This is a genomic window from Streptomyces sp. NPDC090499, assembly GCF_044769305.1.
Classification (GTDB): domain Bacteria; phylum Actinomycetota; class Actinomycetes; order Streptomycetales; family Streptomycetaceae; genus Streptomyces.
Genome location: NZ_JBIVXP010000001.1, coordinates 575,863 through 602,337, shown reverse-complemented (window position 1 = coordinate 602,337; position 26,475 = coordinate 575,863). Strand labels below are relative to the sequence as shown.

Below are 26,475 nucleotides of genomic sequence, written 5' to 3'. Positions count from 1 at the left end.
GTCACAGTCCCAACGTGGTCAGGGCGTTGGTCCACGCGTCGGTGCAGTGCCTCGGGGACTCGCCCTTGGCCTGCGCCGCGGTGAACAGCCGGCCGACGTGGGCGTCGGTGAGGCAGCCGCACCGGCCGTGCGTCGACAGCACCGCGAGGAACGTCCGGTACACCGTCGCGTGGACCGCGCTGCGCGCCTCCGTGATCCGCTGCACAGCCATGGACACGCCACGGTCCAAATAGGTGGGCGTGCGGTGCGGGCACACGCCCCCACGGGCCCCCAGAGACCCTGTGAGGCTCTGTGCCGCCCTGCGGGGAGCGGACGGCTCCTTCACTGCCAGAGCGCGCACAGAGTCCGGCAGAGGCGCCGCGACACCCGTGCCGTTTCCGAGCCAACGGGCGTACCCCATAAGGGACTTGAGGTCGACGCCGGCCCGGACCGCGTTGGCGGACGGCATCGTGCCCTGGTAGATCCAGTGCTCTCCGCGCGTCGTGGGCACGGTGCGGGTGGCGGGCAGCGTGGCGCGCGCCCATGCGATGGCGGCGGGGTCGTCCAGGTCGACCACGGTGAGGCCGGCGCCGCCGGGATGGTAGGCCACGGTCGCCGCGTGCTGCCACGCCGACGCCCACGAGGGCGAGGCGATGACGTCAGGGTCGGTGGTCGCGGCGGCCCACGCGTGGCACGGCGCCCCGCACTCGCAGGTGCCCACCGCCTTCATGTTCGGCCGCCCGCCGCACGCGTTCCGGGCGCAGGCGGGGCAGTTCCCGAACGGAAGCTTCCCCCGACGCAGTGGCAGCACCGGCAGACCGTCGGCCGCCAGACCCAGGGCGGTGCGCAGGTGCTCGCTCATGCCGCCTCCTGGTCGGTGATCATCAGCTGTTGCTGGGTGGGGATGGCGCGGATCACGCGCTCGCGCCAGTTCAGGGCGTAGTCGATGCAGTTCGCGCAGTTCTTGTGCGTGTGACCCGGCAGCGCCGGCCGGCGACGCGCATGGGCACTCCAGGCGGCGGAATCGGCGGAAGCCAGCAGGTGGCCGACGCGCTCCAGACCGAGGATTTTGAAGCCGAAGCCGTGCAGGTTGAAGCCGTGGGCGGCCATCGCGGTGACGATCGCTGCGCCCTGGCGGGTGGACTGCAACCGGCACACCGACCCCAAGCCGACGACGGGTTCGGCCCGCAGGTCGACGCCGGCCCGCTCGTACAGTTCGACGCACCGCTCGTAGGCGGGCACGCTGTTGCCCTGGATGACGGGGGCGATCCGCAGGTCGGGGGCGAGGGAGCGCAGTTCGAGGAAGTTGGCGACGGTGCGGCGCTGGTGTTCTTCCACGCTGAGGTGGGTGCCGGCGAAGTGCTTCCCGTCGACCCAGCCGCCGTTGATGATGACGTCCTCGCACATCCAGTCCTGCGGGGCGGCCCAGTCGTAGGGGCCGACGTGTTCCCAGATGCGGCGCAGGTCGCTGACGTACTGGCGCGGGGGCCGCGTCCAGACGCCGTGACGCTGGAGTTCCGTGAACCCGCCGGAGTCGACCGCGTACGGCCCGCGGGCGGGGTAGAGGTTGGCGGCGGCGGCGAAGTGCTCGGACTTCAGGAACAGCGCCTTGTCGGTGAGCTTGATCCAATGGCGCTTGTGGGTGGTGAGGTAGAACCGCATCGCGCCGGGAGCTCCCAAAACGGGAGCGGGCTGGGCGGGTGGTAAGGCTCGCCGGATGGGGGTGGGTTGGGTCATGCTGGAGGTCTCCAGTTCCTTGGTTGGGTCCTGGTTGGGCAAGGGCGACCCCGGACTTTGGCGAGAGGGGGTCGCCCTTGGTGCTGTTACGGGTTGGGGATGGACTGGACGACGGCGGTGGTCATGTTGGTGATGGGTCCGGCGGCGCCGGTGGAGGCGAGGAAGAACCCGAACATGACGGCGACGAACGCGGCGCCGGCGCTGAGGCTGTTGCTCCGCAGCAGGAAGAACAGGACCAGCCCGAAGAGCAGGACGAGGGAGACGGTCACGGCCATTCGGAGAACTCCCGATCGGTGAGGCGGCGAGGGCGGACACTGCGGGTGCCGTCGCGGTGGACGGCGCGGCCGGTGTTCAGCAGTCGGCGGCCGGCGCGCAGCCGGTAGCGGCGGCCGTGGCAGCGCCGGCAGAGCTTGACCTTGCGGCGGGCCTGCCGGACGCCGGTCCCGGAGCACTTCCGGCACGGCGCGAACGGCTTGACCGCACATAACACTGCGTAACCAGCGAGGGTGAGCAGCAGGGCACAGCTAGCGAGAGCCACCAGGGCTCACATCCCTTCCAGGGCTGTTTCGGGGTGTTTTCGCAGGTGGGCCGCTAGACGCTAGTGAGCTGATCAGCCCCCCTGCGGGGCGCTAGTACGGCTGCTAGACCTAGCAATCGCGGCTGCTAGGTCTAGCAGTGGTGCTCGGTCAGGCGACCGCTCGATCGGCGTTACGGCGAGTAATCGCGGCGGTGATGTCGGCGCGCTTGATGCCGCGCCGGTTGGCGCCTTCGCCGTCGTCGGTGGTGCCCCAGACCTGCCCCGGCTTGATGCCCCAGGGCTTGAGTGCGGCGGTGACGTTCTCGCCCTGCCATCCGGCGTAGGTGTCGGGGTCGGCGGCGGTAAGGCGGGCGGCGATCCGCTCGCACCACACGGCCTTCTCGTCGGCGGCGATGACGTTCAGGGTGTCGGCGAGGATGTCGGAGCCGGTGTTCGTGTTCTCGGGGCCCTTGCCGATGGCGTGGCCGGTGACGTTGCCGTAGTCCTCGCGCATCTTGCGGGCGCGGGCGACGACGCGTTCGGCGCCGACTGCGTCCACGAACGCGGACGCGACGATGCGGGGGTCGTCGCCCTCGCCGGACATCCAGCAGATGCCCCGGTCGGAGCGGGAGAACATGGTCGCGCGGATACCGGCCTTGTATGCACCGGTGCCGAGCACCATGTCGTTGGCGGTGTGGCCCATGACCTTCAGGCAGAACCGGAGCACGGCGTTGTTGCTGATGCCCGGCGGCAGGGACTTCGCGTCCGGGCGCTGGGTGCCGAAGATGCCGATGATGCCGAGAGCGGGCCCGCGCTTGGTGATGTCGGTGCAGATCTCCTCGATCTCCGCACCGTACTTGTGGTGCTCGAACGGTACTTGGCACTCATCGGCGGCCACCACGATGGGGTGCAGCCTGAGGCTCTTGTCGTTGGCCAGCTCCGGGGTGACCTTGGACTCAGGGCACCGGGTGCGGGGCAGGGACTTGATGACCTTTGCCCGCCGTCGCAGTTCCTCGCGCAGTTCCCGCAGGCACTGGACGACGTATTCGATGTCGTCCTCGTCGTCGCCGGCGCGGTAGCGGTGGCAGATCGGTTCCAGGGCGCCGAAGTCGCCGGTGCCCTTGAAGTCGAACGCGTGGATCTCCGCGCGGGGGTCGAGAGCGGCGATGAGCAGCAGCAGCCGCATCAGGAAGGTCTTTCCCATGCGGGGCACGGACGCGATGACGATCGAGACGAACATCAGCGTCACCTCGACCCAGCGCATGCGCTGGTCGTTGCCGAAGACGATGGGCTTGAACAGGTCGACGCTGCCGTCCTTCAGCAGCGGCCACGCCGGCTTCGTCGTCTCGTTCATCGGCCGGTCACCGACCCACAGCACCAGCCGTCCTTCGTGCTGGTCGGGGTCGGGGGACGGCCACACGCATCCGACCTTGCGGCGCAGCCCGGAGGCGAGCGGCTTGCGCGCGTCCATGATGTCCTCGGGCGTGATGCCGTAGGGAAGGTCCAGGTCGGCGCGGTATCCGGGCCCGTCCCGCACGATCTCCGAGACGAACCGCAGCCCGTTCATGTCGCCGCCCTTCTTGATGGCGGCGGAGATCTTCGGGTTACCGATCGAGTCGAGCCCGCGCAGCACGATCGAGCCGGTGAGCTTCTGCACCTCGGTCTTCAGCACCGCCGGACCGACCACGGGGGAATCCGGCTGCTGTCCGCCGATGCCGAGCAGCAGCACCCCGCCGGCCGCGAACGCGTACAGGAACGCGGGGGCGAGGACGTACAGGTACAGGGCGAAGCCGAGACCGAACACGGCGGCGACCAGGGTGACCAGGCCGCGCAGCCGGATACGGCCCGCCCGCAGCCTCGCGAGGCGCATGTACTCCTCGACGTCCTCCGTGCGGACCGCGAAGTCCCGCAGGGGTGCGGCTTCGCGGTCCCACACCCAGCGGTTGGTGGACGCGATGAACCGGCAGGTGCCGCGCGGGGACATGAGGGCGAGGCGTCCTGCATACACCGGGACGCGAACGCCGTGGTAGAGCGCGGCGTAGCCCAGGTTCGCGCCAGCGTGGCGGGTGGTGGCGAGGAAGTCACGCCGGTTAGTGAGCCAGCCGGCAAGGACCGGCTTGCGCTTCTCGATCGTGACCTTCGGGTCCGGCAACGCCGGGTTGTCGACCGGCACGGGGGCGGCCGGTATGTCGTCGTCGGTGGCGGGCACGGGGCGCAGGTGCGGGCCCATGGTGCTGTCCGTCATTCTGGGAACTCCCTGCTGCACAGAAATGGGTGGTGGGTGACCCGGGGGCGGCCGGTTTCCTTGGCCGGGACGACCGCCCCCGGGGTGTAGCTACTTGCCGTTCTTGCTGGTGCGGGCCTGTGTGGCGCGCTTGCGGGCCTGGTTCTCGATCCGCTCGACCCTGCGCTGTAGGTCGCTCTGGTCGACACGGCCGCCGGACTGGCGGTCGTCGGCGAGTCCGCGCTTGGCCATCCGGGCGACCAGCAGGGCGATGCGGGCCTTTTCGCCGGTGGTGAAGCGGAGCGTCTCGTTGCTGCTCACGGATGTCTCCCGTTCCGGGCCGGACTGTCCGGCTCCCCACGGCCCCCGGCGGGTTGAGCCCCCGGGGACTGCAGGCAACCGTCAGCTCAGCGCCGACGGGAACGGCGGACGGAGTCGGCGGCGCGCTTACCGTCCGCGCCGCCCACGGAGCGGACGACGGTGACCACGCCCCACACGCAGACAGCAGCGAGGAACGCGATCAGGGCGAGGTTCGCGGCGATGGCGGTCAGAACGCCGACCAGCAGCGGGCCGAAGTAGACGCCGGCCGCCACGGTCCCGGCGCCGATCCCGGAGCCGAGCGCGATGCGCTGCACCGTGCGGTCCGGCGGCGCCTGGTGAACGTGCTGGTGGATGACCTGCGGCCCGCTGTACGGCTGCTGCGGCGGGGCGGGCAGGTTGCTGGCGTAGGTGTAGGTGCCGTCCGGGAGTTGCACGACCCGGGGCACGTCAGGCAGCGATTCCATCGCGGGACCCTTCGGGGAAGGCGCACGGCGCGCACGTGCCGAGCGAAGTAGGGATGACGTAGCCGGCATCACGCCGGCAGGCGGGGCAGCGGCGGCGGGCGGCGTTCGCTTTGTCGAGTGCCGCCCACCGGGCCGGGGTCATGGGCCGGACCGGCTTGGCCAGGTCGACCCGGTACAGGTAGGCGACCAGCGGACCGCGTCGGCGGCGCGGGCGTTCGAGCTGCGCTGCAACGTCCTGACCGCCGGGGCGCAGGTTGCGGGCCCGCAGTTGGCGGCGGGTGGCGTAGCCGTCCGGTGCGAGGTGCCACCGGTAGACCGGCAGCGCGGCCATCAGGCGACGCGCTTCCAAGCGGCCCGAAGACGGACCTCGGATGCGGAGTGGCCGGCGGCGCGGAAGCGGGTGGCCATCTCCCGGTACGACAGCGGCGGCTGCTCACTGAGCCGGATCGCGTCGACCACGACGTCCAGGGCGTCATCGGTGAGCGCGGGACCGGACTCCAGCGCCGCAACCGGTTCGAACGGCCCCCACATCGGGAGCTCCCACGAGGGTGCGACGTCGGGTGTGACGCGGCCCGTCACGCTGGTCAGGGCCCGTCCGGTGCTCTCGCCCTTGCGGGCCGTCTCCAGCTTCGACCACGCGTCGGCGAGCGTGTCGGCGGTCTTGGCCTGGACGCGGGCGACGCGCGCCCCCGCCTCGGTCACGGCCGTCAGCCGCGTCTCCTCCGTGGATGCTTCCGCCCGGAGCCGGGCGCGGGCTACGGCCGCGTCGTCGCGGGCGTCCTGCTGAATGCCCCGGATCATGTCCAGCGCCGCCGGGGTGAGGGCGGTGCGCTCCCACAGCCCGTGGACCAGCCACAGTGCCTTCGCGGCGATCGGCAGCCACGCCACCGCCAGCCACGCGCCCCGCGACGTCGCGTCGGCGAGCAGAGCGTGAGTGACCAGGACCCCGGAGGCAACGGCGCCGAAGCCCCAGCCGACGCCGGTCACGGCGTTGCTGTGGTCGCCCTGCGCGGCCAGCCGGCGCTCATAGGCGAGGGTGGCCAGCCAACCGCCGTCGATGCCCAACCCGACGACCAGCGCGACGCCCTTGGGCACCGACTCACCCAGCCACATCACGACCACGGCCAGCGTGAGGACCATGGACACGGCCGTCATCGCGACGGCAGGAAGCACGGTCAGCAGGGACTTTGCGTTCAGGCGCGTCATGACGCCTCCTTTCGCGGTGTGGTGTGGGTGCCGGGGCGTCCGGTGCGCCTCCCGGCGGTCGTGGTGCAGCGGGGCGCGAACGCGGCGTTCTGCCAGCCGCCACCGCCCCGCTTGGCCGTGTACATGGCCTCATCCGCCCACCGCAGCAGCGCCGGCAGCTCACGGCCGGTGCCGGCCGGGGCGTCGCTGGAGAGCACGCCACCGATCGAGGCACCCACCCGCAGCTCACGACCGTCGTGCCAGAGCGGCGCGGTGATCTCGTCGTGCAGAGCGCGCAGCAGCCACGGCAACGCCACCGGGTCCGGCAGGACCACGGCGGCGGCGAACTCGTCGCCTCCCAGCCGTCCCGCGACCGCCCGCCGGTGACCGGTGAGCGCGTCGGTCAGGCTTGCGGCCGTGGCACGGATCGCGGCGTCACCGGCCGCATGGCCGCGGGTGTCGTTGAGAGCCTTGAACCCGTCCAGGTCGACCAGGACCACGGCGACGTGCGGGTGCCGGGCCAGCAGCCGGCCTGCGCGGTGCTCGAACGCGTCCCGCGTCCACAGGCCAGACAGCGGGTCGTGCCGGGCCGACGCGAGGCGGCGACGCATCCACACACTGTGGACACCCCAGCCGGCCACTAACGGACCAGCGGCCGAAGCCATGTTCACCAGGCCGTTCACCCTGCACCGCCGGCCGCGTCGTAGTGGCGGTAGGTGGTCGCCGGCTTCTTGGCGAGCTGCTCGCGCAGGTAGCTGGTGTGCCAGCCGAGCCCCCAGTCGGCGTTGGGCGGTTCACCCAGGGCACCGGTCAAGGCCACGACCGCGTCCAACGCGCGGTCTTCCAGCAGCCGCCCGAACGCTTCGGAGTCGCCCACGGTGGCCGGGTGGGGGAGGTTGATGGCGTCCAGGACGGCAGCCAGGAACTCGCGGGTGTCGTCGTTCACGCCACACCGCCGGGCCGGCTCGCGGTGACGGTGCGGTTGGCCAGCTCCAACCGGGCCGCCACCGCGCGGCGGCGGGCCCGGCGGATGCGCCGCTCGTCCAGCTCGGACGGGGCACGGTCCAGGGTGGTGATGTACGCGTCCAACAGGTCAACGTCCGCCAGGATCAGCGGCATCTCCAGCTCGATCGCGTCCAGTTCCGCGTTCGTCGGCTCCATGAAATCGGCGAACGCGGTAACAGCGTCCTGAACAGTCACGATGTGGTTCATTGGGTCTGGTTCCTTCCAGTCAGGAACGGCCCGAACAGCGCCCCCGGAGTTGCACCTCCGGGGGCGCGCGCCGTTGAAGTCGGGTGATCCGGCTCCCCTCAGCGCTGCACGTACGAGACGTGCAGCGGAGGCAACCGGCCGCCGTTCGGTGCGGCGAAGGTCGGATGCGCGGTCCTGAGCCGCGCGGACACCTTTTGCGGGAGGTGACGGCCCGTACTTCGCGATATGGATCTGTGCCTCAGTCCCGCTCTCCCGAGGAATCGCGTCTCGGTCTCTTCGCGCGGCGTCAGTGCCCTTGGGCAGATCCGGTCTTTTGAGTCGGCACGTGTCCCTGACGGGAGATGACCGACTGGTCTCCGCTCACCTCGGCTGGTGCTGTCACGGCCGTCGTTCTCGTGGCGGATCACGCTTTGGAGTTGTCGCTTGCACACCGCGGGTCGGGCGCAATCCCGATTACTGGTGCGCACCAGTAGGTTGCATCTGGTGCGCACCAGATGTCAACTGGTTCGCCGACTTCGGGGTTGATCCCGCATCGCGGTGCCACTTCAGGAGACCGCTCGGGGTGGGGATGCCGGTAGCCAACAGCCCTTAACATTCGGCCTGTTAACCCCTGTTGACCTGCGCCGATATGCGGCACCCTGGAGAGGTATAGATCGGGACCGACACCGGGCGGTGGCCTGTGAGTGCAGGACTTCGGAAGGCGCGCGTCGCGCGCGGCTGGTCACAGGAGCGATTGGTTCGCGAGATCGAGCGGCACGCCCGGCAGCACCTCACGGACGTCGCGTCGACCGCGAGTTTGCGGGTGTACGTGTCCGAGTGGGAGAACGGCAAGCGGACGATCTCAGATCGGTACGCCGGCATGCTGCGACAGCTTCTCGGGATGACCGACGCGGAACTGAAGGGTGTACCAACGTTTCCCGCGGTGACCACAGCCGACGGCTACGACGACCTGTTGAGCAGGATCGATGCCGCCAGTAGCGTGGGCACGTCGATGGTCGAAGCGTTCAACGCTCAGACCGAGCTTCTGAGGTCTATGGATCGCCAGATGGGCGCAGCCGGACTCATCGACCAGATGACTGGGCACCTCGCGGCTCTCGAAGACGCTCTGAACTTCGCGGTATTGCCGAGCGCGCGCCAGCCGGTCGCGCTCGCGCTCGCGGGGGCTTCGACCCTCGCGGCGTGGCAGGCCATCGACTCAGGGGCGGTCGAACGGGCCTGGCGCCACTACGAGACAGCGAAGAGCGCCGCTCGCGATGCTGAGGCGCCCATGTATCTGGCGCACGCCATGGGAGAGCAGGCGTTCGTGCTCTGTGAGGCTGGTCGGCCTGCTCTCGGGGTCGAACTGGTTCGGGACGCTCAGCGGTCCCTCGGGCAGTCAGGCTCACCGCGACTCCGGGCCTGGCTCCACGCCACCGAGGCGGAACTGTGCGCTCACGCGGGCATGGTCGATGACTGCCGGCTCGCGCTGGACAGGGCGTCAGGCTGCATCCCGGACGGCTCCAGCGACCGTGACCCGGACATGCTGAGCATCTTTCTGAACAGCTCGCACCTGACGCGCTGGCGCGGCAACGTGCTCGGTCTGCTGGGAGATGCGGAAGCGGTGGGCAGCCTCTATGACGCGCTGGAGGGGATGGACCCCACGTTTGTGCGAGCGCGCGCCGGGCTGCACACGGACTTGGCCCATGCCCACCTCGCCCGAGCCGAGTACGACGATGCGCAGACCCACCTCAGGCAGGCACGCTTGCTGGCGAGCCGCACCGGATCGGTGCGGCAGCGCCGGCGTGTGGATCTGCTCAGTGATCGGCTGTAGTGCCCTGTCGGCTTCGGGTCGCCAGGATATGCAGCAGCGCGACCAAGGTCCCGGAGCCGAGCAGCTCGCCCCGCGCCATGAGCCCGGGGATGTCGGACAGCGGTACCCACTCGATGTGCCCGGCCTCTTCCAGGTCCGTCGGCTCGCCCACCTTCACCGCTCCATGGGCTACGAAGATCTCGTGAGGAGAGTCGACCATGCCGACCATGGGTTGATAGGTGACGACGTGTTCCACTGAGGACGGTCGCCACCCCGTCTCTTCAACGACTTCCCGAAGTGCGGCGTCAGCCGGCGCCTCCCCCCCGTCAACGATGCCTCCGGGAAGCTCCCACCCGAACCGGCCGGGGACGAACCGGTAGCGCCACATCATGAGGACACGGTCTTGTTCGTCAACGACGGCCGTGATTGCCACGTGCTGGAGCTTGACCACATGGTGTTCGAAGCGTTCTACGCCGGGGGGCTCCACGTCCCAGAGCTGGAGCTTGACCCATCGGTTGTCGTAGACGTCGCGCTCACCGTGGATCTGCCAGGGTTTGAGCCCTTCGGGAGTGCTCACGCTCACCGCACCCGGCACGCGGTACGAACTACGGCCCCGCACTTCCAGCGCGCCTTCGGCGACCAGGCGGGCCAGCACCTGCCGGAGGGCGGTGCGGCCGATGCCGAGTTCTTCCGTCAAGGAACGCTCGGACGGAAACTTGTCGCCCGGCGCGTACTGCCCCGAGGCGAGTCGTTCGCGAAGCGTCTCGTAGACCTTGGTCGTTTTCGGTCCCATGCGTGGAACGCTCTCCTTAGCCTGTGATGTGTCCAAGGGTAGCGGCGGGCCATGTTGGTGGCCGCACACGCCCGATCGCGTACAACCCCTGCGCACCGCCTATTCCTGAATCAAGGACTCTTCCTCGAATCTGAGGGTCATTTCTGCGCGATCCAACAGATCCTCGTAGGTGAGCACTTGAACCCGACTAAGGTGGGAGTTGAAAGTGCGAATTGTTTGATCAATCTGCTTTCGGTTGTATTCGGGAACGTGGTGCGAGTGCCCGATCACGACAGTGCCGCACAGTCGGCTCATGTCGTACTCGACTCCGTGTTCGTTCCGAAAAGCTTGTTCCATCGCGGCGCCTTGTTGATCGAGCTGCTTGATGTAGTTCATCAGTTGCCCGACTGCCAAGTGAACGTCATTTCCGACTACAGCATGATTTCTGTGCCTCTTGATCAGGTCCTTGATATTGGGGCCTTTAAGTTCCACGATGTGGAGGGCGCCACTAGCCTCGACCAAGGGAATGTCGTACTCATCGAGCATTGTGAGATTCCGACGGTGGGCGATGCCGACGTATTGGCCGCCAAAGATCCAAGTGTGACCTTCCAGAGCGCTTTGCATGTCACGCTCTGTGGTTTCCTGAGAGGAGGATTTCACCTTAAGGTTCGCCAAGATCCCCCTGCGCCGAGAGATGACGGCCGCTTCCACCGCGTTCAGGCCGGATGCTGATGCTGTCAGTGCGCTCACGACCGATGCCAGGTCTTCGTGTTCCGCTAGGCCTTGACCGAGTGTTGCCGGATCCAGGTCTCCACTGTCAAGTAGTTCGAGGATGGTGGCGGATGCGGATGCTGCGTCAATGAGCCGGTATCGACCGGCGATGCTGAATGCTCCGGAAAGGAAGGCGGTCAGTGCTTCAATCTCCGAATTTTCGCAAGACCATCGATCTTTCGGCTTCTCAAAGTCGAATTCGGTCGAACCGGCTATGCGGTTAAATGATTCAAGGCTCAGTCGCTCTTGTCTGATCTCGCCGGTGCTAGGGTTTCCATACTTTGCGATGGTTGCCCGCTTGAATACGCGGGGCCCGTTTTTAATGGTGGCGCTTTTGGTGCCGAAGTGCCCTTCCTCTTCGTTTGGGGCCAGGTTCCACGCTCTGATTTCTTCTGACATCTCGACTCTCCCCCCCGGAGGTGCGTGATCGCCTGTCGGTATGTTGGCACGCACGGTTGGGGGGCGCCAGATGCCAGAGTGGCAGAATTATTCGAACAGGTGAGTGAATTGGGTGACTGTTTCGAGTCGCGTGGAAGTGGTTTACCGTCGCGTCCCTTTGCAGGGGATTCCGATTGCGGTTCTCACGTGGTTCGGACGCACCCGCGGCCTGTCTCGCCAGTGGTCGACTGGTCTCGGGTGAGGTTTGGACCGGTGGGTCAGCGCCGCTTGCCAAGACCAGGCAGCCCTCCGGGCACGGCCCGAACGCTGCTTGAAGGTCCGTCGGTGATGCGTCGTGATGGCTCGGGTGCCGGGGGCTGTTGGGCAGCTCTCAGTGGTGGAAGCAAGAGCGGTGTACCGCCTGTCGGTGGGGTCACGACGTCTCCGGAGGCGGCGCAAGCGACGAGCTTCCCTGGCGGTTGGTGGGAGTAGAGACGACCAGTCTGGGTGTTGACCTTGGTCTTTGCGCCGCAATCAGCGCACTCGTACTGGATAGTGTTCGGGTTTCGCACTCTGCCCCCTCCGAGTGACTGCTGCCGACGGACCCGGGTCCGGTCACGGTCCATCGTGACCTGAGAGCCCGCTGCGCGATAGGGCGCAACGGCGTTCTGACTGCTCAGCCTTCATACCTGTGGGGCCGTCTCTGGGCCGTCAAAGGGCGGCCAGAGGCAACCAACGACGACCAACGACCACCGCTTGGCGGCAGGTCAGCGCTACGTTGACGTCGAACGAGTCAAGTCGCCCGCTGGCGGCGTCACTTCCTGCGCAACAAGCGCCAGGAGTGGGAGGAGTACCGCAGCGAGGTCACGGCCTTCGAGCTGCGGAAGAACCTGCCGGTGCTGTAGGACGCGGGCGGCCGCGGGGCGGGGCTTTTTGGATCGTCAGGGCGTCGTGCGGTCGCGCTGGAGGACGATCATGGCCAGGTCGTCGTCGAGGCGGCCGCCCGTGTACGCGCGGACGTCTGACGCGAGCTGCTCGACGAGCGGGCCGGGTGCCTGGTCCGCCCAGGCCGTGGCGCGCTCGGCGAGCGGGTAGAAGTCGCCGTCCGTGTTCCGGGCCTCGCTGACGCCGTCCGTGTACAGGACCAGCCGGTGGCCGTACTCGAACGGGAAGGTCGCCGGTGCGTAGCAGCCGCCGGCGTGCTCCGAGCAGTCCACGCCGGCCGGCCACACGCCGAGGCCGAGCGGGGGCGACGGCTCCGGGACCGCCAGCGCCAGCGCGGACCTGCTGCGCCCCCGCAGCAGGAGGGGCGGCGGGTGCCCGCAGCTGATCAGGTGCACCACGGGCTCGTCGTCCGGGATGTCCATGACGGCGGCGGTCACGAAGCGCTCGGCGGCCTCCTCGTTCGGTTCCGAGAACTCCGCGAGCCCCCACCGGACGGCGTCCTCGATGTAGGCGACCAGCTCGGGCAGCGGGATCCGGCGGTGTGCGGCGGCGCGGAAGGCGCCCAGCACGATCGCCGTGTCGCTGATCGAGGGGAGCCCCTTGCCCCGGACGTCCCCGATGAGCAGCCGCGTGCAGCCGGGGATGCGGGCGGCGGCGTACAGGTCGCCGCCGATGGCCGCGTCCGCCTCGGCGCTGCGGTAGTGCGAGGCGAGAGAGACGGGTCCGGCCTGCTTGGGCAACGGCCGCAGGACGACCCGCTGTGCCGCGTCGGACACCGAGCGGGCCCGGACGAGTTCGCGCTCGCGGCGGTCCCGCAGCCGGGTGAAGAGGACGAGGAAGGCGCAGACGGCGAGCAGGGCGGCGAGTTCGACGAGGACGCTCTCCGTGGTCAGAGTCCGCCGTTCCAGGCCGGCGCAGACCAGGGAGAGGACCGCCAGCGCCCCGATCAGGGCGGTGGCGCGCGGCCCGCTGCCGACGGCGGTGACCGCCACGGCGACGACGAGGAGGTGGGCGAGATGGATGTCCGGCGGCAGGAACCAGTCCGCCACCGGGATCGTGACGATCAGCAGCAGCGGTCCCACGAGGCGCAGCGGTCCCGGCGCGTAACGGCGCCATGCCCGCAGGGTGCCTACCACGGATGCCGTGATCGTGGCTGCGCTCACGTCGTGCTCCGGTGTTCGTCCACTGCTGTTCCTGCAACCACCAACCCATGGTCGCATGTCCCCCATTCCCGTTGTTCCGGAATCCGGACGGCGGTCAGCCCACGTACGCCGGTGACACCGCCGAGACGCTGATCCGCCGCGCTTTCCCCGTCCCGTCCGCCGGGGCCTCGTACAGGTCCGCCCCGTAGTCGCCGGGCAGGGCGTAGACGACGGTGTGCGCGTCCTTCCACACCGCCTGGTCGTCGACGCTGCGGGTCTCGGCGAGCGGGGTCTCGCGCATCGTGCGGAGGTCGAGGACGTAGAGGTGCCAGGGCGCGTCCTTCGGGAGGCCCGGCACGCGCTTCTTGTAGGCGATGCGGGTGCCGTCGGGGGAGAGGGACGGGCATTCCACGTTCGGGTGGAGGGTGGTGAGCGTGCGGGTGCGCAGGTCGCCCCGGACCAGGTAGGTGGAGCCCTTTGTCGCGAGGGTCGCGTAGAAGGTGTGGTCGTCGGACGCGAACGTCACGCCCCAGAAGTTGACGTCCGCCGACCGGTAGGGACGACCGTCCCTGACGATGCGGAACGCCTCCAGGGAGGGGATCAGGGCGCCGGTGCGGGTGTCGACGATCGCCGTGCGGGTCGAGAAGTCCGTGCCCGCGTAGGAGTCGCCGCCCACGAACGCCGTCCAGGCCGCGTAGTGCCCGGTGGGGGAGACGCGGGCGCGGGACGGGATGCCCGGGACGTCGTAGTGGGCCCGTTGCCTGAGGTCGGCGTCCAGGATCAGGGCGCGGTAGGTGTCCGAGACCGGGCCGTGGACCGCCTGGAGGCAGACGCCGGTGCCCGCGGCGGCGTAGAAGCGGAGGCATTTCACGCCGGAGGAGGTGCGCGGGCCGGCGGGGGCGGTGGCGGGGACCGTGGTCAGCTCGTCGCGGTGCGGGCCCCAGGCCATGTTGCGGAAGACCAGGTGACCGGGGGCCGTGAGGGTCACCGTTCCCGGGGTGACCTGCGGGCCGCCGGCCTGGGTGTGGTCGCGGCGCTCGGCGCGGGCGGAGGCGTGCAGGACGGAGGCGAGGGCCACGGCCGCGAGGACCGCGAGCGCCGAGAGGAGGATCAGGAGGCGGGAGCGCAGGGTCATGCGGCGGCCTTCCGGACGGGGCGGAGGGTGAGGGCGTACACCGCGCACACCACAAGGGCCACCGCCGACACGCTCAGCGCCGTACGGTCGCCCCACAGCGTCCACGCCGCCCCGAACCCCAGTGAGCAGACGAACCGCGCCCCCGCCTGGCCCGTCTGGACCAGCGCCAGGCCCGACGAGCGCAGCGCCTCGGGGACGCTGTCGGAGGCGGCCGCCATCAGGACGCCGTCGGTCGCCGCGTAGAACGTGCCGTGCAGGGCCAGCACCGCGTAGGGCAGGGCGGTGCCGTGCCAGGACGTGAGCAGCAGGGCGTAGGCCAGGAGCAGGGCGCCGTGGCCGGCCAGGAAGACGCGCCAGCGGCCCCAGCGGTCCGCCAGGCGGCCCAGCGGGACGGCCAGCAGGAGGAACGCGGCGGCCGTGCCGAGGGGGAGCAGGGCGAACCAGCGGTCCGGGACGCCGAGCCGGTGCTGCAACAGCAGGTAGACGAAGGAGTCGCTGACCGTCGCCAGGCCGAGGAGCAGGGCGCAGACGGTGATGCGGCGCAGGTCGCGGTGGGACAGCAGGCCGAGGGCCGCGCGCAGGGTGGGACGGGCGGCGGACGTGGCCGTCTCGGTGCGGCCGCCGCCCGGTACGAACAGGACCAGGATCAGCACGCCCAGGACCGCCACGCAGAAGCTGACCGTGAAGACCGCGTCGTAGCCGTCCACGGTCGCGCGCAGGATCAGGAACGCGGCCAGCGGGCCGAGCAGCGCGCCCGCGGTGTCCATGGCGCGGTGCACGCCGAAGGCGCGGCCCCGGGTCTCCGGGGTGCTGGAGAGCGAGATCAGGGCGTCCCGGGGCGCCGTGCGCAGGCCCTTGCCGGTGCGGTCGGCCGCCAGGATCAGGCCGATGGGCGTCAACGAGTGCGCCACCAGCAGCAGGGGCTTGCAGAGCGCCGACAGGGCGTAGCCGGCGCCCGCCACCCACTTGTGGCGCCCGCCGCCGCGGTCGGCCAGGTGGCCGCCGACCAGGCGTACGACCGCCGAGAAGCCGTTGTAGACGCCGTCGAGCAGGCCGAAGCCCAGCGGGGACAGGCCGAGGCCCGCCACCAGGTACAGCGGGAGGACCGCCGTGACCATCTCGGAGGACACGTCCGTGACCAGGCTGACCGTGCCGAGGGCGAGGACGGTGGGCGCGATCGTGGAGCGGTACCGCCCGGCCCGCGGGGGCCGGGCGGTACCTTCCACGGACGCCGTCGCCGGAGTGCTCGCGCGGCTGTCCGCTACGTACACGTCAGGACGCCCAGATCCCGGTGATGTCGGACGAGGACGCCGCGTTGCCCGCGTGCGCGCTCAGGCCCTGGCTGTCCTCCAGGGTGCGCAGCAGGTCGTAGTGGTCGTACGTGGTGGACGAGGACGAGCCCGCGGCGACCGGCTGGCCGTACAGGACGGTCGGGATGCGGTTGCCGGACAGCAGGTTGTCCTCGTCCATGGTGACGACGAGGAGGCTGTTGTGGGTCTTCGCCCAGGTGGCGTACGCACCCAGGTTGTTCTTCAGCCAGGTGTCACCGGTGGCCACCGAGCAGTCGTGCATGTCGCTGCACAGGTTGGGGACCACGAAGGACAGCTGGGGGAGGGTGGAGTAGTCGGTCGGGAACTGAGCGAACGTTTTTGCGGTCGAGGTCGGGACGTTGCTGAAGCCGAACCACGGGTTGTGCTTGCGCGCGTAGTTGCCGCTGCTGCACGTGGTCGAGCCCTGGCTGGGCAGGGTCTCGTTGTAGCTGGCCCAGGTGCGGCCGGCCGCCAGCTGCTCGGAGGCCAGGTTCGCCGCCGAGGAGAAGCCGGGGGTGTAGCAGCTGTCGCTCGTGATGCCCTGGGTGGAGCCGGAGAACAGGGCGAAGTAGTTGGGCTGGCTCGGGTGGGTCTCGGCGTACATCTGGGTCAGGTTGGCGCCGCCGGACTTCAGCGAGTTGATGTACGGGGCGCTGGAGGAGCCGATGACCTGGCTGTAGGCGTGGTTCTCGAAGACCACGACGATCACGTGGTCGGGGGTCGGTACGGCACTCGCGGCGTGCGCGGAGCCGCCGCCGAGCCCGGTCCACAGGCCGACCGCGGCCGCGGTGAAGGCGGTGGCGGACGCCACCGCCGTACGGGCGCGGCGCAGCATCCCGGGACGTGCGGAACTGCCGGACACATCAACCTCCGGTACTGGGGGAAGGGAGGGGGTCGGGTGGCGGTGCGGACTGAGCATGCACACGCCAATAATCCCCGCTCCCACCGCGTCCGGCCAGAGAGGTGAAGACCGGATGAACTACTGGGCCCGTTGCCCGTTGCCCGCTGACTCGGTGACTCGGTGGACTACTCCCACTTCGTCTGGCTGAACGGCTCGCCCTTGCCGAAGCCGAGGACCCTGCGCGGCCGCACCGCGAAGACCAGCGCACGCCCTGGGCCGTGGCGGAAGCAGCCACCGTCCACCTCGTAGTGCCAGAACGGGCCGTACTTCGCCTCCCAGGCCGCCGCCAGCTCGCGCAGCCGGCCGTCGTCGGCCACGCGTACCGCCTCGCCCTCGACCGTCACGTCGTACCCGCTGGTCCAGCTGTTGGTGCCGGTGGTCAGGACGACGTGCGGGTTCCCGGCGAGGTTGGCCGCCTTGCGCTCGCCGGGGCCGGTGCTGAAGTGCAGGGCGCCGTCGTGCCACACGGCGAGCAGCGGGGTGACGTGCGGGCGCCCGTCCGGGCGTACCGTCGAGATCCAGAACAGCTCGGAGTCCGTCAGGACCTTCTCCGCCTCCGGCCAGTCGCGGGCCGCGGTGCCCTCGCTGCTGTAGCGGGCGTCCAGCTCGCCCTGGGGTTCACGCATGATGCCTCCCGTGGTCGTCCGCCCGTACAGACCACGATTCCGCGCGAAACTCATCGGCGCCGGTGCCGGGGTCTGCGGTTAGGCTCGTCTGGCCAGCATGATCGTGATCCCAAGGGGAGGCCGCACATGACGCCGGGGCGCAGGAGCAGTACCTTCACGCGACTGCTGCGGCACGGCTTCACCGATGCCTCCGCCGCCGAACGGCTGCTGGACAGCCCCGAGCTGGCCGCCGTACGCGACGACCCGGTGCTCCTCGAAGCCCTCGGCGCCACCGCCGACCCCGACCTCGCCCTGCACGGCCTGGTACGGCTCCTGGAGGCCCAGCCAGGGCCCACCGCCCGCCGGGAGCTGCTCGACACCCTGATAGCGGCCAAGCCGCTGCGGGACCGCCTGCTGGGCGTCCTCGGCGCCTCCGCGGCCCTCGCCGACCACCTCGCCCGGCACCCGCGCGACTGGGAGGCCCTGGTCACCTACGAGCCCCGCGACCTGCACCCCGGCGTCGCGGAGTTCGAACGCGGGCTCGCCGGGGCCGCCGACCCGGTCGCCATGCGCGTCGCCTACCGGCGCTGCCTGCTGTCCATCGCCGCCCGGGACGTGTGCGGCACGACGGACGTCGCCCAGACCGCCGCCGAGCTCGCCGACCTGGCCACCGCCACCCTGCGCGCCGCCCTCGCCCTCGCCGAGGCCGCCGCGCCCGAGGACGCCGCCGCCTGCCGGCTCGCGGTGATCGCCATGGGCAAGTGCGGCGGCCACGAACTGAACTACGTCTCCGACGTCGACGTCATCTTCGTCGGCGAGGCGGCCGACCACGCGGACGAGAGCAAGGCGCTGCGCTCCGCCACCAAGCTCGCCTCGCACATGATGCGGATCTGCTCCGAGACCACCGTGGAGGGGTCGATCTGGCCCGTCGACGCCAACCTCCGCCCCGAGGGCCGCAACGGCCCCCTCGTGCGCACCCTCAGCAGCCACCTCGCCTACTACCAGCGCTGGGCCAAGACCTGGGAGTTCCAGGCCCTGCTCAAGGCCCGCCCGGTCGCCGGCGAACCCGACCTCGGGCAGGAGTACGTCGCCGCGCTCGAACCCATGGTCTGGAAGGCCGCCGAGCGCGACAACTTCGTGGCCGACGTGCAGAAGATGCGGCGCAGGGTCGTCGAGAACATCCCGGCCGCCGAGGTCGACCGCGAACTGAAGCTCGGCCCCGGCGGCCTCAGGGACGTCGAGTTCGCCGTCCAGCTCCTCCAGCTGGTGCACGGCCGCACCGACGCCACGCTGCGCTCCGGCACCACCCTCGACGCCCTCCAGGCCCTCGCCGCCGGCGGCTACGTGGGCCGCGCCGACGCCGTCCAGCTCGACGACGCCTACCGCTTCCTGCGCTCCATGGAGCACCGCATCCAGCTCTACCGGCTGCGCCGCACCCACCTGGTCCCCGAGGACGAGGCCGACCTGCGCCGCCTCGGCCGCTCGCTCGGCCTGCGCACCGAACCGGTGACCGAGCTGATCCGCGAGTGGAAGCAGCACACCGGCGTCGTACGGCGCCTGCACGAGAAGCTCTTCTACCGCCCGCTGCTCGACGCCGTCGCCCAGCTCGCCCCCGTGGAAGCCAGGCTGAGCGCCGAGGCGGCCCGGGAACGCCTGGAGGCGCTCGGCTACGCCGACCCCGCCGCCGCCCTGCGCCACCTGGAGGCCCTCGCCTCCGGTGTCACCCGCAAGGCCGCCATCCAGCGCACCCTGCTGCCCGTCCTGCTGGGCTGGTTCGCCGACTCCGCCGACCCGGACGCGGGCCTGCTCAACTTCCGCAAGGTCTCCGACGCCCTCGGCAAGACCCCCTGGTACCTGCGGCTGCTCAGGGACGAGGGCGCCGCCGCCGAGAACCTCGCCCGCGTGCTGTCCGCCGGCCGCCTCGCCCCCGACCTGCTGATGCGCGCCCCGGAGGCGGTGGCCCTGCTCGGCGACGGCGACGGGGACAACCTGGTGCCGCGCGGCCGCGCCCAGCTGGAGCAGGAGATCCTCGCCGCCGTCGGCCGCGCCGACAACGCCGAGGACGGGGTACGGGCGGCCCGTGGCGTGCGCCGCCGCGAGCTGTTCCGGACGGCCGCCGCCGACATCGTGGACTCCTACGGCACCGACACCAAGCCCGTCGAGGCCGACCAGGGCGCGCTCGTCGACCGGGTCGGCGGCGCCGTCTCCGACCTGACGGCCGCGACGCTCGCGGGAACCCTGCGCGCGGTGGTCCGGGACGGCTGGGGGGACATCCTGCCGACCCGGTTCGTCATGATCGGCATGGGCCGGTTCGGCGGCCACGAGCTGGGCTACGGCTCCGACGCCGACGTCCTGTTCGTGCACGAGCCGCAGGAGGGCGTGGCCGAGCGCGAAGCCGCCGACGCGGCCAACAAGGTCGTCGCCGAGATGCGCCGGCTGCTGCAGATCCCCAGCGCCGACCCGCCGCTGCTCGTCGACGCGGACCTGCGCCCCGAGGGCAAGTCCGGGCCGCTGGTGCGCACCCTCAAGTCCTACGAGGCGTACTACCGCCGCTGGTCGCTGGTGTGGGAGTCGCAGGCCCTGCTGCGCGCCGAACCGGTCGCCGGGGACGAGGACCTGGGCCGCAGGTTCATCGAGCTGGTCGACCCGCTGCGGTACCCGGCGGAGGGGCTCGGCGAGGACGCGGTGCGCGAGATCCGGCGGCTGAAGGCCCGGATGGAGTCCGAGCGGCTGCCGCGCGGCGCCGACCCGAAGCTGCACACCAAGCTCGGGCCGGGCGGGCTGTCCGACGTCGAGTGGACCGTGCAGCTGCTGCAGCTGCGGCACGGCTGGGCCGAGCCGGGGCTGCGCACCACCCGGACCCGGCAGGCGCTGGCCGCGGCGTGCGCGGCGGAACTGCTGGGGGCCGAGGAGGCCGCGATACTCGACGAGGCCTGGGTACTGGCGACACGGGTGCGCAACGCCGTGATGCTGGTGCGCGGGCGGGCCGGCGACACCTTCCCCACCGAGAGCCGGGAGCTGGCCGCGGTGGGGCGGTACCTGGGGTACGGGGACGGGCACGCCGGGGACATGCTCGACGCGTACCGGCGTACCACGCGCAGGGCGCGGGCCGTCGTGGAGGAGCTTTTCTACGGGGCCTGACGCGGCTCGGCGGCCGCTCCGCCGGAGCCGGGGAGCCGGACGGTGACGCTGAGGCCGCCGGCGGGGCGGGGCGCCAGGTCGAGGGTGCCGTCGTGCGCCCGGACGACGCTGTGCACGATGGCCAGCCCGAGGCCGACGCCCGCGTGCTCGTCGGTGCGGACGCGCTCCGTGCCGCGCTGGAAGGGTTCGGTGAGGGTCGGCACCAGTTCCGGCGGCAGCCGGCGGCCCGTGTTCTCGACCCGCAGCACGCTCGTGCCGTGCTGCCGTCCGGTGCGGACCGTCACGGTGCCGCCGGCGGGGAGGTTGTGGACGACGGCGTTCTGGACGAGGTTCGTCACCATCCGCAGGAGGAGCGCCGCGGAGCCGACCGCGGGTGCCGGTTCGCCGGTGACGGCGAGCGCGATCCCGCGCTTCTCGGCGAGGGGGAGCAGCGTCTCGGCGGCCTCCTCGGCGAGGAGGGAGAGGTCGACGGGCTCGCGGCGGAAGCTCCTGCCGTCGGCCCGGCTGAGCAGCAGGAGGGCCTCGGTGAGGTCGATCGCCCGCGTGTTGACGGTGCGCAGGCGTTCGATGAGCTCGCCCCGGTCCTGCGTGGGGTCCGCGCGGGCGGCGTCGAGGAGCGCGCGGGAGACGGCCAGCGGGGTGCGCAGCTCGTGGGAGGCGTTCGCGGCGAACCGCTGCTGTTCGCCGACGTGCGATTCCAGCCGTTCGAGCATGGTGTCAAACACGTCGGCGAGTTCGTGGAACTCGTCCCTGGGGCCCGTCATGCGGATCCGGTGCGAGAGCGACCCGCTCGACGCCATCCGGGCCGCGGCCGCGATCCGGGTGAGGGGCGCCAGCATCCGGCCCGCGAGGATCCAGCCGCCCAGCAGGCCGAAGACGAGGAGGAAGGCCAGCGCCGTGGCCGCGGCGGGGGCGAAGCCGTTCAGGAGGTCGGTGCGTTTGGGCCCGATGATGATGACGGCGCCGAACCTCTTCTGGATGGACCTGGCGTCCTCGTTCGGCAGCCACCGCAGCACGAACACCCACATCACGGCCAGCAGGAGAACGCCGGCGACGACGAGGAATCCGGCGTAGCTGAGGGTGAGCTTCAGCCGGGCGCTGAGGTTCGGGCGTCTGTTCACGGTGTCCCCAGCGTAGGCAGGACGGGACACGGGCGGCAGGCGGCTCAGCCCGTCGGCGTCAGCGCGCGGCCCGGCCGGTCCGACGGGGCCGCCGTACGCCACCAGGGGCGCGACGCCAGCCCGGCCAGCAGGGCGCCGACGGCGTTGACCAGGACGTCGTCCACGGAGGACACCCGGTCCAGGCGAAAGACGTACTGCGAGGTCTCCACCAGCACCGAGCAGCCCGCCCCGAGCGCCAGGATCCGCGGCGCGGACGCCAGTGCCGCGAACCGCATCGGGGCGAAGAACCCCAGCGAGGCGAAGACCAGCAGGTTGCCGACGATCCCGAGCGCCCCCATGGTGACGAGGTCCCGCAGTGGTACGAGGCTCACCCGGGCCGGGGCGGAGCCGACCGGCCCGCCCGGCATCATCGTCAGCCACACGAACGGCACCGTCCCGTGCACCATGCCCACCTCGGCCAGCGACGTCCGCCACGCCGAGGCGACCCCCGCGGCCCGCCGACGGTACGCCAGCGCCCACGCCACCAGCGCGGCCACCGGCAGCGTGACCAGCGTCATGAGCACCACCCCGTTGAAGGTGTCGAAGCAGCCGTGCCACTGCCCGGCCATGCACCTCGGGGCGGACATCATGAGCGGCCGCCGCAGGGCGAACGCGGCGCTCGCCACGCCGACGACCGCCAGGCCGAGGAAGGTTGCGTTTCGGTTCACGCCTCCATGGAAGAGGGCGGGCGGTTGCGGCCGTGTATGCGGTTTTCGATACGCCCGCGATACACGGCGTCCGCTGACGGCGTCCGCTGACGGGGTCCGCTGACGGAGTCTGCCGGCGAGGGGGCTGGGGGTCGGCCGGCAGGGGGTCAGCGGGGGAGCAGGCTCCGGGCGTGGTTCATGAGGCCCGTCAGGCCCACCTCGAAGGCGCGGTCCGCCCGGCCGTCCCCCACCGCCGCCAGGGCCTGCGCCAGGTGCGGGGTCGGGGTCCGGTCGGTCAGCTCCCACATCGTCTCCGGGGCCGCCAGGTCCAGCGCCGAGCCGAGCACCAGGTTCTCCAGGGCGATCAGCAGCGGCATCACGTCCGCCGCGGCGAAGCCCGCCGTCAGCAGCACCGTGACCGCGCGCTCGTACTGCGCCAGGACCCGGGGCGCCCGCACCGGCGAGGTCATCAGGAGCGGGATCGCCCGCGGGTGGGCGGCGAACGCGGCCCGGTAGGAGCGGGCCCAGGACTCCACCGCGGTGTCCCAGGGGGACAGGTCCAGGGTCGCGGGGTCGATCGCGGCCGCGACCCGTTCGCGCAGCAGCTCGACGATGCCGTCCCGGCCGTCCACGTGGTGATACAGCGAACCGGCCTGGGTGCCGAGCCGCTTCGCGATCTGCGGGACGCTGAAGTCGCCCTGCTCGTCGACGAGTTGCAGCGCGGTCGTGGTGATCCGCTCCCGGTCGAGGAGCGGGGTGCGCGGCCGTCCCATGCGTGTGTTCTCCCCCGGAGGTGTGAAACGGGTCTTCCCGGATGTCCAGGAGGAGGCTACATTGCCAAAACCGAAAGGCTTTAGATTTACGGGTCCGGGGCAGCTCCTGCCCTGGTAGCGCCGGTCATCCCGCACGCCCGGAACCCTCCCGTCCGTCGCGCTCGAAGGGCTCCTCCCCATGTCCGTCACCGCTCGCGAGGAGAGCACGCCACCCGCCGTGGCCACGCTCCGCTCCGGCTCGCTCGGCACCGCCGACATCGCCTTCTTCGTCATCTCCGCCGCCGCCCCGCTCACCGTGATGGCCGGCGTCGCCCCCCTCGCCGTCCTGCTCGGCGGCATCGGCGCCCCCGCCGGCTACCTCATCGCCGGCATCACCCTCGCCGTCTTCGCCGTCGGCTTCACCACCATGAGCCGGCACGTCAGAAGCGGCGGCGCCTTCTACGCCTACATCACCCGCGGCCTCGGCCGCCCCGTCGGCATCGGCGCGGCCCTGCTCGCCCTCGTCGGCTACAACGGCATGGAGATCGGCGTCTACGGCCTGCTCGGCAGCGCAGGCCGGGACACCGCCAACGCCCTCTTCGGCAGCGACGTCCCCTGGCTGCCGATCGCCCTCGCCGGGCTCCTCCTCATCGGCTACGGCGGCTACCGCTCCATCGAGTTCGGCGCCAAACTGCTCGGCGTGCTGCTGGTCGCCGAGACCGGCATCCTCGTCCTGCTCGCCGGCGGAGTGCTGGTGAAGGGCGGCGCGCACGGCCTGTCCGGCGCCTCCTTCGCCCCGCACCACGTGTTCGTCTCCGGCACCGCCGTCGTCCTGGCCTTCGCCTTCGCCGCCTTCACCGGCTTCGAGTCGACCGTCATCTACCGCCGCGAGGCCCGCGACCCGAACCGCACGGTCCCGCGCGCCACCTACGTGGCCGTCGCGTTCCTCGGCCTCTTCTACGCCTTCATGGTCTGGATCATCATCCAGGCCTTCGGCAACCAGGACGTCATCGCGGCCGCCGCCAAGGACCCCGGCGGGCTCTTCTTCACCGCCATCACCACCTACGTGGGCGGCTGGGCGGCCGACCTGATGCACGTCTTCATCGTGACCAGCATCATCGCCTCCCTCCTCGCCTTCCACAACGCGATCAACCGCTACGCCCTCGCCCTCGCCGAGGAGGGCGTGCTGCCCAGGTCGCTGGGCAGGATCCACCCGCGGCACCGCTCCCCGTACCTGGCCGGTGTCGCCCAGACCGTCCTCGGCTCCCTCGTCGTGCTCGCCTTCTGGGCGGCGGGCGCCGACCCCTACAACCAGCTGCTGCTGTGGGTCAACACCCCCGGAATGATCGGCCTGTTCGCGCTCCAGCTGCTCGCCGCGATCGCGGTGCCCTGCTACTTCCGGCGGGTACGGCACGAGGAGGGCACCCTGCGCACCGTGGTGGCCCCGACCGTCGCCGCGGTCCTCCTCGCCACCGCCATAGGGCTCGTCATCACCCACATCGACCTGTTCACCGGGGCGTCCAGCACGGTCAACACCCTGCTGATCGTCATCGCCCCGGCCGTCTTCGCCGCGGGCCTCGGCCTCGCGTGGTGGCTGCGCCGTCAACGGCCCGCGGTGTACGCGGACTTCGCCGCAGAGCCCACCGAATAGCCATATCCAGCAAGGGAGTTAACCGCACCATGACCGTCAGCCCCGACCTGATCCTGACCGGCGCCGAGGTCCGCACCCTCGACCCCGCCCGGCCGCACGCCACCGCCGTCGCCGTGCGGGACGGGGTGATCGCCGCCGTCGGCGACGAGCGGGACGTACGGGACTGGCGGGGGCCCGGCACCGAGGTCGTGGCGCTGGACGGCGCGCACCTGGTGCCCGGCCTGGTGGACGCGCACAGCCACCCGGTGTGGGGCCTGGACATGGCGACCGGCGCCGACCTGTCGGGCGTCCGCGACCTGGCGGGCCTGCGGGCGGCGCTGGCCGGCGCCGAACGGACCGAGGGCTGGCTGATCGGGTTCGGCCTCGACCACAACGCGTTCGAGGGCCGGCCCGTCGACCGCGCACTCGTCGAGGACCTCCTCGGCGGCGCGCCCGCCTTCCTCCGCCTCTACGACGGTCACTCCGCCCTGGCCAGTGGCGCGGCACTGGCCGCGGCGGGCGTCACCGGCCCCCGGCCCTTCGCCCAGCGGTCGGAGGTCGTCTGCGACCCCTCCGGCCGCCCCACCGGGCACCTCGTCGAGCACGCGGCGATGCAGCTGGTCGAGCGGGTGATGCCCCGCCCCTCGTACGCGGCCCGCCGGGCCCGCCTGGTCGAGCTGCTCGCCGCGATGGCGGCCACCGGGCTGACCGGGGCGCACGTCATGGACGCGGGGGACGCCGAGCTGGTCGGGGCGGTGGCCGAGGAGACCGTGCTGCCGCTGCGGCTGCGCTTCGCGCCCTGGTGCATGCCGGGGGTGGACGAGGCCGGGCTGGCGGAACTGGTCGCGGCCCAGGGGCGGGGCGGCCGGCACTGGACGGTCGACGGGGTGAAGTTCTTCATGGACGGCACGGTGGAAGGGGGCACCGCCTGGCTTGAGCACGCGGACTGCCACGGGCAGGGCACGGCGGCGTTCTGGCCCGACCCGGACGCCTACGCCGCCGCCGTACGGCACCTGCACGCGGCCGGGGTGCGCACCGCCACGCACGCGATCGGGGACGCGGCGGTACGGCACGTCCTGGACGTGGTGGCGGGGCTCGGGCCCGGCGCCGCCGGACGGCACCGTGTCGAGCACATCGAGACGGCGCCGGACGCGCTGCTCCCGCGGTTCGCGGAGCTGGGGGTGGCCGCGTCGATGCAGCCGCCGCACACGGCGTACACCCGGGCCGACGGCACCGACGAGTGGTCGCGCCGCCTGGGCGCCGACCGCGCCGCACACGCCTGGCGCCTGCGCGACCTCCGCGACGCGGGCGCGACCGTCGCCCTCGGCTCCGACTGGCCCATCGCCCCCTACGACGTCCGCGCCGTCCTGGCAACGGCCCGCGCCCCACGCGGCGCCGCGTCGGGCCCGGGGCTGACCGGCCTGGAGGCCCTGGAAGGCTGCACGAGCCATGCGGCGCGGGCCGCGGGGGAGACGGAGACAGCGGGCCGCATCGCCGTGGGCCACCGCGCCGACCTCACGGCCTTCGCCCTCGACCCCGTCCACTCCCCGACGGACGAACTGACCGAATCACCGGTACGGCTGACGGTGACCGGGGGGTACGTGGTCCACCGGGGGAACGCTAGGCACCCGGCGACCTGAGCGTGCCTTCGGCACCGCCGGTCTACCGTCGTCGTGGTGGGGCGTCGTTGCGGCGGGTGATGGAGGCGGGCGGTGGTTGTTCTGGGGCGGTGGTTGTTCTGGGGCGGGGGCGGTGGGG

The 26,475-nt window shown here is 71.3% G+C and carries 26 protein-coding genes and 1 pseudogene; 5 read left to right on the top strand and 22 right to left on the bottom strand.

The annotated features are described in order from the left end of the window. Position 1: 1 nt before the first annotated feature. From ACIQVL_RS02730 to ACIQVL_RS02675, 12 genes are all read right to left on the bottom strand, one after another. A complete protein-coding gene (locus ACIQVL_RS02730) occupies positions 2–841 on the bottom strand; it encodes a bifunctional DNA primase/polymerase (protein WP_403474085.1) in 840 nt (279 codons plus the stop codon). Then, the gene (locus ACIQVL_RS02725; protein ID WP_403474084.1) at positions 838–1,641 is read right to left on the bottom strand and encodes a hypothetical protein; all 804 of its coding nucleotides are present in this window, start codon (positions 1,639–1,641) and stop codon (positions 838–840) included. The genes ACIQVL_RS02730 and ACIQVL_RS02725 overlap by 4 nt, the downstream gene beginning before the upstream one ends. Positions 1,642–1,802: 161 nt before the next feature. Further along, positions 1,803–1,991: a hypothetical protein gene (locus tag ACIQVL_RS02720; RefSeq protein WP_362564555.1), complete on the bottom strand. Its 189-nt coding sequence runs from the start codon at positions 1,989–1,991 to the stop codon at positions 1,803–1,805. After that, on the bottom strand, positions 1,982–2,206 hold the full coding sequence (locus tag ACIQVL_RS02715; protein ID WP_403474083.1) for a hypothetical protein: 225 nt from the start codon (positions 2,204–2,206) through the stop codon (positions 1,982–1,984). The genes ACIQVL_RS02720 and ACIQVL_RS02715 overlap by 10 nt, the downstream gene beginning before the upstream one ends. Before the next feature lie 196 nt (positions 2,207–2,402). Then, positions 2,403–4,478: a cell division protein FtsK gene (locus ACIQVL_RS02710; protein WP_403474082.1), complete on the bottom strand. Its 2,076-nt coding sequence runs from the start codon at positions 4,476–4,478 to the stop codon at positions 2,403–2,405. A 90-nt stretch (positions 4,479–4,568) separates the two neighbouring features. After that, the gene (locus ACIQVL_RS02705) at positions 4,569–4,778 is read right to left on the bottom strand and encodes a DUF6257 family protein (RefSeq protein ID WP_403474081.1); all 210 of its coding nucleotides are present in this window, start codon (positions 4,776–4,778) and stop codon (positions 4,569–4,571) included. A gap of 86 nt (positions 4,779–4,864) precedes the next feature. Further along, complete coding sequence (locus tag ACIQVL_RS02700; RefSeq protein WP_403474080.1) at positions 4,865–5,242, bottom strand: DUF6251 family protein; 378 nt, start codon at positions 5,240–5,242, stop codon at positions 4,865–4,867. Then, positions 5,226–5,573 carry an RRQRL motif-containing zinc-binding protein gene (locus ACIQVL_RS02695; protein ID WP_403474078.1) on the bottom strand — a complete coding sequence of 116 codons (348 nt, stop codon included), beginning with the start codon at positions 5,571–5,573 and terminating at the stop codon, positions 5,226–5,228. The genes ACIQVL_RS02700 and ACIQVL_RS02695 overlap by 17 nt, the downstream gene beginning before the upstream one ends. Continuing rightward, the gene (locus ACIQVL_RS02690) at positions 5,573–6,448 is read right to left on the bottom strand and encodes a protein spdB (protein WP_403474077.1); all 876 of its coding nucleotides are present in this window, start codon (positions 6,446–6,448) and stop codon (positions 5,573–5,575) included. Before ACIQVL_RS02690 ends, ACIQVL_RS02695 begins: the two co-directional genes overlap by 1 nt. After that, the gene (locus tag ACIQVL_RS02685; protein ID WP_403474076.1) at positions 6,445–7,038 is read right to left on the bottom strand and encodes a GGDEF domain-containing protein; all 594 of its coding nucleotides are present in this window, start codon (positions 7,036–7,038) and stop codon (positions 6,445–6,447) included. Before ACIQVL_RS02685 ends, ACIQVL_RS02690 begins: the two co-directional genes overlap by 4 nt. 68 nt (positions 7,039–7,106) lie before the next feature. Further along, positions 7,107–7,373 (bottom strand): hypothetical protein, encoded by a 267-nt coding sequence (locus ACIQVL_RS02680; protein WP_403474075.1) that lies wholly within the window; start codon positions 7,371–7,373, stop codon positions 7,107–7,109. After that, complete coding sequence (locus ACIQVL_RS02675) at positions 7,370–7,639, bottom strand: DUF6284 family protein (RefSeq protein WP_403474074.1); 270 nt, start codon at positions 7,637–7,639, stop codon at positions 7,370–7,372. The genes ACIQVL_RS02680 and ACIQVL_RS02675 overlap by 4 nt, the downstream gene beginning before the upstream one ends. An 802-nt stretch (positions 7,640–8,441) precedes the next feature. Between ACIQVL_RS02675 and ACIQVL_RS02670 the strand changes: the two genes are divergently transcribed. Continuing rightward, positions 8,442–9,449 carry an XRE family transcriptional regulator gene (locus tag ACIQVL_RS02670; protein WP_403474781.1) on the top strand — a complete coding sequence of 336 codons (1,008 nt, stop codon included), beginning with the start codon at positions 8,442–8,444 and terminating at the stop codon, positions 9,447–9,449. Here the strand turns inward: ACIQVL_RS02670 and ACIQVL_RS02665 are convergent. Both ACIQVL_RS02665 and ACIQVL_RS02660 read right to left on the bottom strand, forming a co-directional pair. Continuing rightward, a complete protein-coding gene (locus ACIQVL_RS02665) occupies positions 9,433–10,221 on the bottom strand; it encodes an NUDIX domain-containing protein (RefSeq protein WP_362600038.1) in 789 nt (262 codons plus the stop codon). The two genes, ACIQVL_RS02670 and ACIQVL_RS02665, sit on opposite strands and share 17 nt — an antisense overlap. Positions 10,222–10,320: 99 nt before the next feature. Further along, on the bottom strand, positions 10,321–11,370 hold the full coding sequence (locus ACIQVL_RS02660; protein ID WP_362600039.1) for a Shedu anti-phage system protein SduA domain-containing protein: 1,050 nt from the start codon (positions 11,368–11,370) through the stop codon (positions 10,321–10,323). 797 nt (positions 11,371–12,167) lie between these two features. Between ACIQVL_RS02660 and ACIQVL_RS02655 the strand changes: the two are divergent. Next, positions 12,168–12,254, top strand: a pseudogene (locus tag ACIQVL_RS02655) (glutamine synthetase); the annotation flags it as partial. A 36-nt stretch (positions 12,255–12,290) separates the two neighbouring features. Here the strand turns inward: ACIQVL_RS02655 and ACIQVL_RS02650 are convergent. The 5 genes from ACIQVL_RS02650 to ACIQVL_RS02630 all read right to left on the bottom strand — a co-directional run bounded on the left by ACIQVL_RS02650 (position 12,291) and on the right by ACIQVL_RS02630 (position 17,408). Then, positions 12,291–13,457 (bottom strand): PP2C family protein-serine/threonine phosphatase, encoded by a 1,167-nt coding sequence (locus ACIQVL_RS02650; RefSeq protein WP_403474072.1) that lies wholly within the window; start codon positions 13,455–13,457, stop codon positions 12,291–12,293. A 94-nt stretch (positions 13,458–13,551) separates the two neighbouring features. After that, on the bottom strand, positions 13,552–14,571 hold the full coding sequence (locus ACIQVL_RS02645; protein WP_403474071.1) for a TolB family protein: 1,020 nt from the start codon (positions 14,569–14,571) through the stop codon (positions 13,552–13,554). Next, a complete protein-coding gene (locus tag ACIQVL_RS02640; RefSeq protein ID WP_403474070.1) occupies positions 14,568–15,842 on the bottom strand; it encodes an MFS transporter in 1,275 nt (424 codons plus the stop codon). Before ACIQVL_RS02640 ends, ACIQVL_RS02645 begins: the two co-directional genes overlap by 4 nt. Position 15,843: 1 nt before the next feature. Continuing rightward, the gene (locus ACIQVL_RS02635) at positions 15,844–16,716 is read right to left on the bottom strand and encodes an alkaline phosphatase family protein (RefSeq protein WP_403431433.1); all 873 of its coding nucleotides are present in this window, start codon (positions 16,714–16,716) and stop codon (positions 15,844–15,846) included. Between the two features lie 191 nt (positions 16,717–16,907). After that, positions 16,908–17,408, bottom strand: coding sequence for a pyridoxamine 5'-phosphate oxidase family protein (locus ACIQVL_RS02630; protein WP_403430990.1), 501 nt, complete (start codon positions 17,406–17,408; stop codon positions 16,908–16,910). A gap of 126 nt (positions 17,409–17,534) precedes the next feature. Here ACIQVL_RS02630 and ACIQVL_RS02625 point away from each other — a divergent pair, with 126 nt between their 5' ends. Further along, positions 17,535–20,528 (top strand): bifunctional [glutamine synthetase] adenylyltransferase/[glutamine synthetase]-adenylyl-L-tyrosine phosphorylase, encoded by a 2,994-nt coding sequence (locus ACIQVL_RS02625; RefSeq protein WP_403474069.1) that lies wholly within the window; start codon positions 17,535–17,537, stop codon positions 20,526–20,528. On the opposite strand, the gene ACIQVL_RS02620 is transcribed toward ACIQVL_RS02625, so the two are convergent. From ACIQVL_RS02620 to ACIQVL_RS02610, 3 genes are all read right to left on the bottom strand, one after another. Further along, positions 20,516–21,649, bottom strand: a complete 1,134-nt coding sequence (locus ACIQVL_RS02620) for a sensor histidine kinase (RefSeq protein ID WP_403474067.1) — start codon at positions 21,647–21,649, stop codon at positions 20,516–20,518. The two genes, ACIQVL_RS02625 and ACIQVL_RS02620, sit on opposite strands and share 13 nt — an antisense overlap. A gap of 44 nt (positions 21,650–21,693) precedes the next feature. Then, on the bottom strand, positions 21,694–22,356 hold the full coding sequence (locus ACIQVL_RS02615; protein WP_403474066.1) for a VanZ family protein: 663 nt from the start codon (positions 22,354–22,356) through the stop codon (positions 21,694–21,696). A gap of 146 nt (positions 22,357–22,502) precedes the next feature. Continuing rightward, on the bottom strand, positions 22,503–23,108 hold the full coding sequence (locus ACIQVL_RS02610) for a TetR/AcrR family transcriptional regulator (protein WP_403431000.1): 606 nt from the start codon (positions 23,106–23,108) through the stop codon (positions 22,503–22,505). 178 nt (positions 23,109–23,286) lie between these two features. Between ACIQVL_RS02610 and ACIQVL_RS02605 the strand changes: the two genes are divergently transcribed. Continuing rightward, positions 23,287–24,738, top strand: a complete 1,452-nt coding sequence (locus ACIQVL_RS02605) for an APC family permease (RefSeq protein WP_403474064.1) — start codon at positions 23,287–23,289, stop codon at positions 24,736–24,738. A gap of 29 nt (positions 24,739–24,767) precedes the next feature. Further along, the gene (locus tag ACIQVL_RS02600; protein WP_403474063.1) at positions 24,768–26,357 is read left to right on the top strand and encodes an amidohydrolase; all 1,590 of its coding nucleotides are present in this window, start codon (positions 24,768–24,770) and stop codon (positions 26,355–26,357) included. The last annotated feature ends 118 nt before the right edge of the window (positions 26,358–26,475 follow it).

Excerpts from the sequence above, each read along its gene's own strand:
- ACIQVL_RS02710 (WP_403474082.1), bottom strand. The coding sequence starts at position 4,478 with ATGACGGACAGCACCATGGGCCCGCACCTGCGCCCCGTGCCCGCCACC.
- ACIQVL_RS02625 (WP_403474069.1), top strand. The coding sequence starts at position 17,535 with ATGACGCCGGGGCGCAGGAGCAGTACCTTCACGCGACTGCTGCGGCAC.
- ACIQVL_RS02675 (WP_403474074.1), bottom strand. The coding sequence starts at position 7,639 with ATGAACCACATCGTGACTGTTCAGGACGCTGTTACCGCGTTCGCCGAT.
- ACIQVL_RS02720 (WP_362564555.1), bottom strand. The coding sequence starts at position 1,991 with ATGGCCGTGACCGTCTCCCTCGTCCTGCTCTTCGGGCTGGTCCTGTTC.
- ACIQVL_RS02600 (WP_403474063.1), top strand. The coding sequence starts at position 24,768 with ATGACCGTCAGCCCCGACCTGATCCTGACCGGCGCCGAGGTCCGCACC.
- ACIQVL_RS02645 (WP_403474071.1), bottom strand. The coding sequence starts at position 14,571 with ATGACCCTGCGCTCCCGCCTCCTGATCCTCCTCTCGGCGCTCGCGGTC.
- ACIQVL_RS02685 (WP_403474076.1), bottom strand. The coding sequence starts at position 7,038 with ATGCGTCGCCGCCTCGCGTCGGCCCGGCACGACCCGCTGTCTGGCCTG.
- ACIQVL_RS02665 (WP_362600038.1), bottom strand. The coding sequence starts at position 10,221 with ATGGGACCGAAAACGACCAAGGTCTACGAGACGCTTCGCGAACGACTC.
- ACIQVL_RS02635 (WP_403431433.1), bottom strand. The coding sequence starts at position 16,716 with ATGCTGCGCCGCGCCCGTACGGCGGTGGCGTCCGCCACCGCCTTCACC.
- ACIQVL_RS02630 (WP_403430990.1), bottom strand. The coding sequence starts at position 17,408 with ATGCGTGAACCCCAGGGCGAGCTGGACGCCCGCTACAGCAGCGAGGGC.
- ACIQVL_RS02730 (WP_403474085.1), bottom strand. The coding sequence starts at position 841 with ATGAGCGAGCACCTGCGCACCGCCCTGGGTCTGGCGGCCGACGGTCTG.
- ACIQVL_RS02725 (WP_403474084.1), bottom strand. The coding sequence starts at position 1,641 with ATGCGGTTCTACCTCACCACCCACAAGCGCCATTGGATCAAGCTCACC.
- ACIQVL_RS02660 (WP_362600039.1), bottom strand. The coding sequence starts at position 11,370 with ATGTCAGAAGAAATCAGAGCGTGGAACCTGGCCCCAAACGAAGAGGAA.
- ACIQVL_RS02605 (WP_403474064.1), top strand. The coding sequence starts at position 23,287 with ATGTCCGTCACCGCTCGCGAGGAGAGCACGCCACCCGCCGTGGCCACG.
- ACIQVL_RS02610 (WP_403431000.1), bottom strand. The coding sequence starts at position 23,108 with ATGGGACGGCCGCGCACCCCGCTCCTCGACCGGGAGCGGATCACCACG.
- ACIQVL_RS02700 (WP_403474080.1), bottom strand. The coding sequence starts at position 5,242 with ATGGAATCGCTGCCTGACGTGCCCCGGGTCGTGCAACTCCCGGACGGC.
- ACIQVL_RS02695 (WP_403474078.1), bottom strand. The coding sequence starts at position 5,573 with ATGGCCGCGCTGCCGGTCTACCGGTGGCACCTCGCACCGGACGGCTAC.
- ACIQVL_RS02690 (WP_403474077.1), bottom strand. The coding sequence starts at position 6,448 with ATGACGCGCCTGAACGCAAAGTCCCTGCTGACCGTGCTTCCTGCCGTC.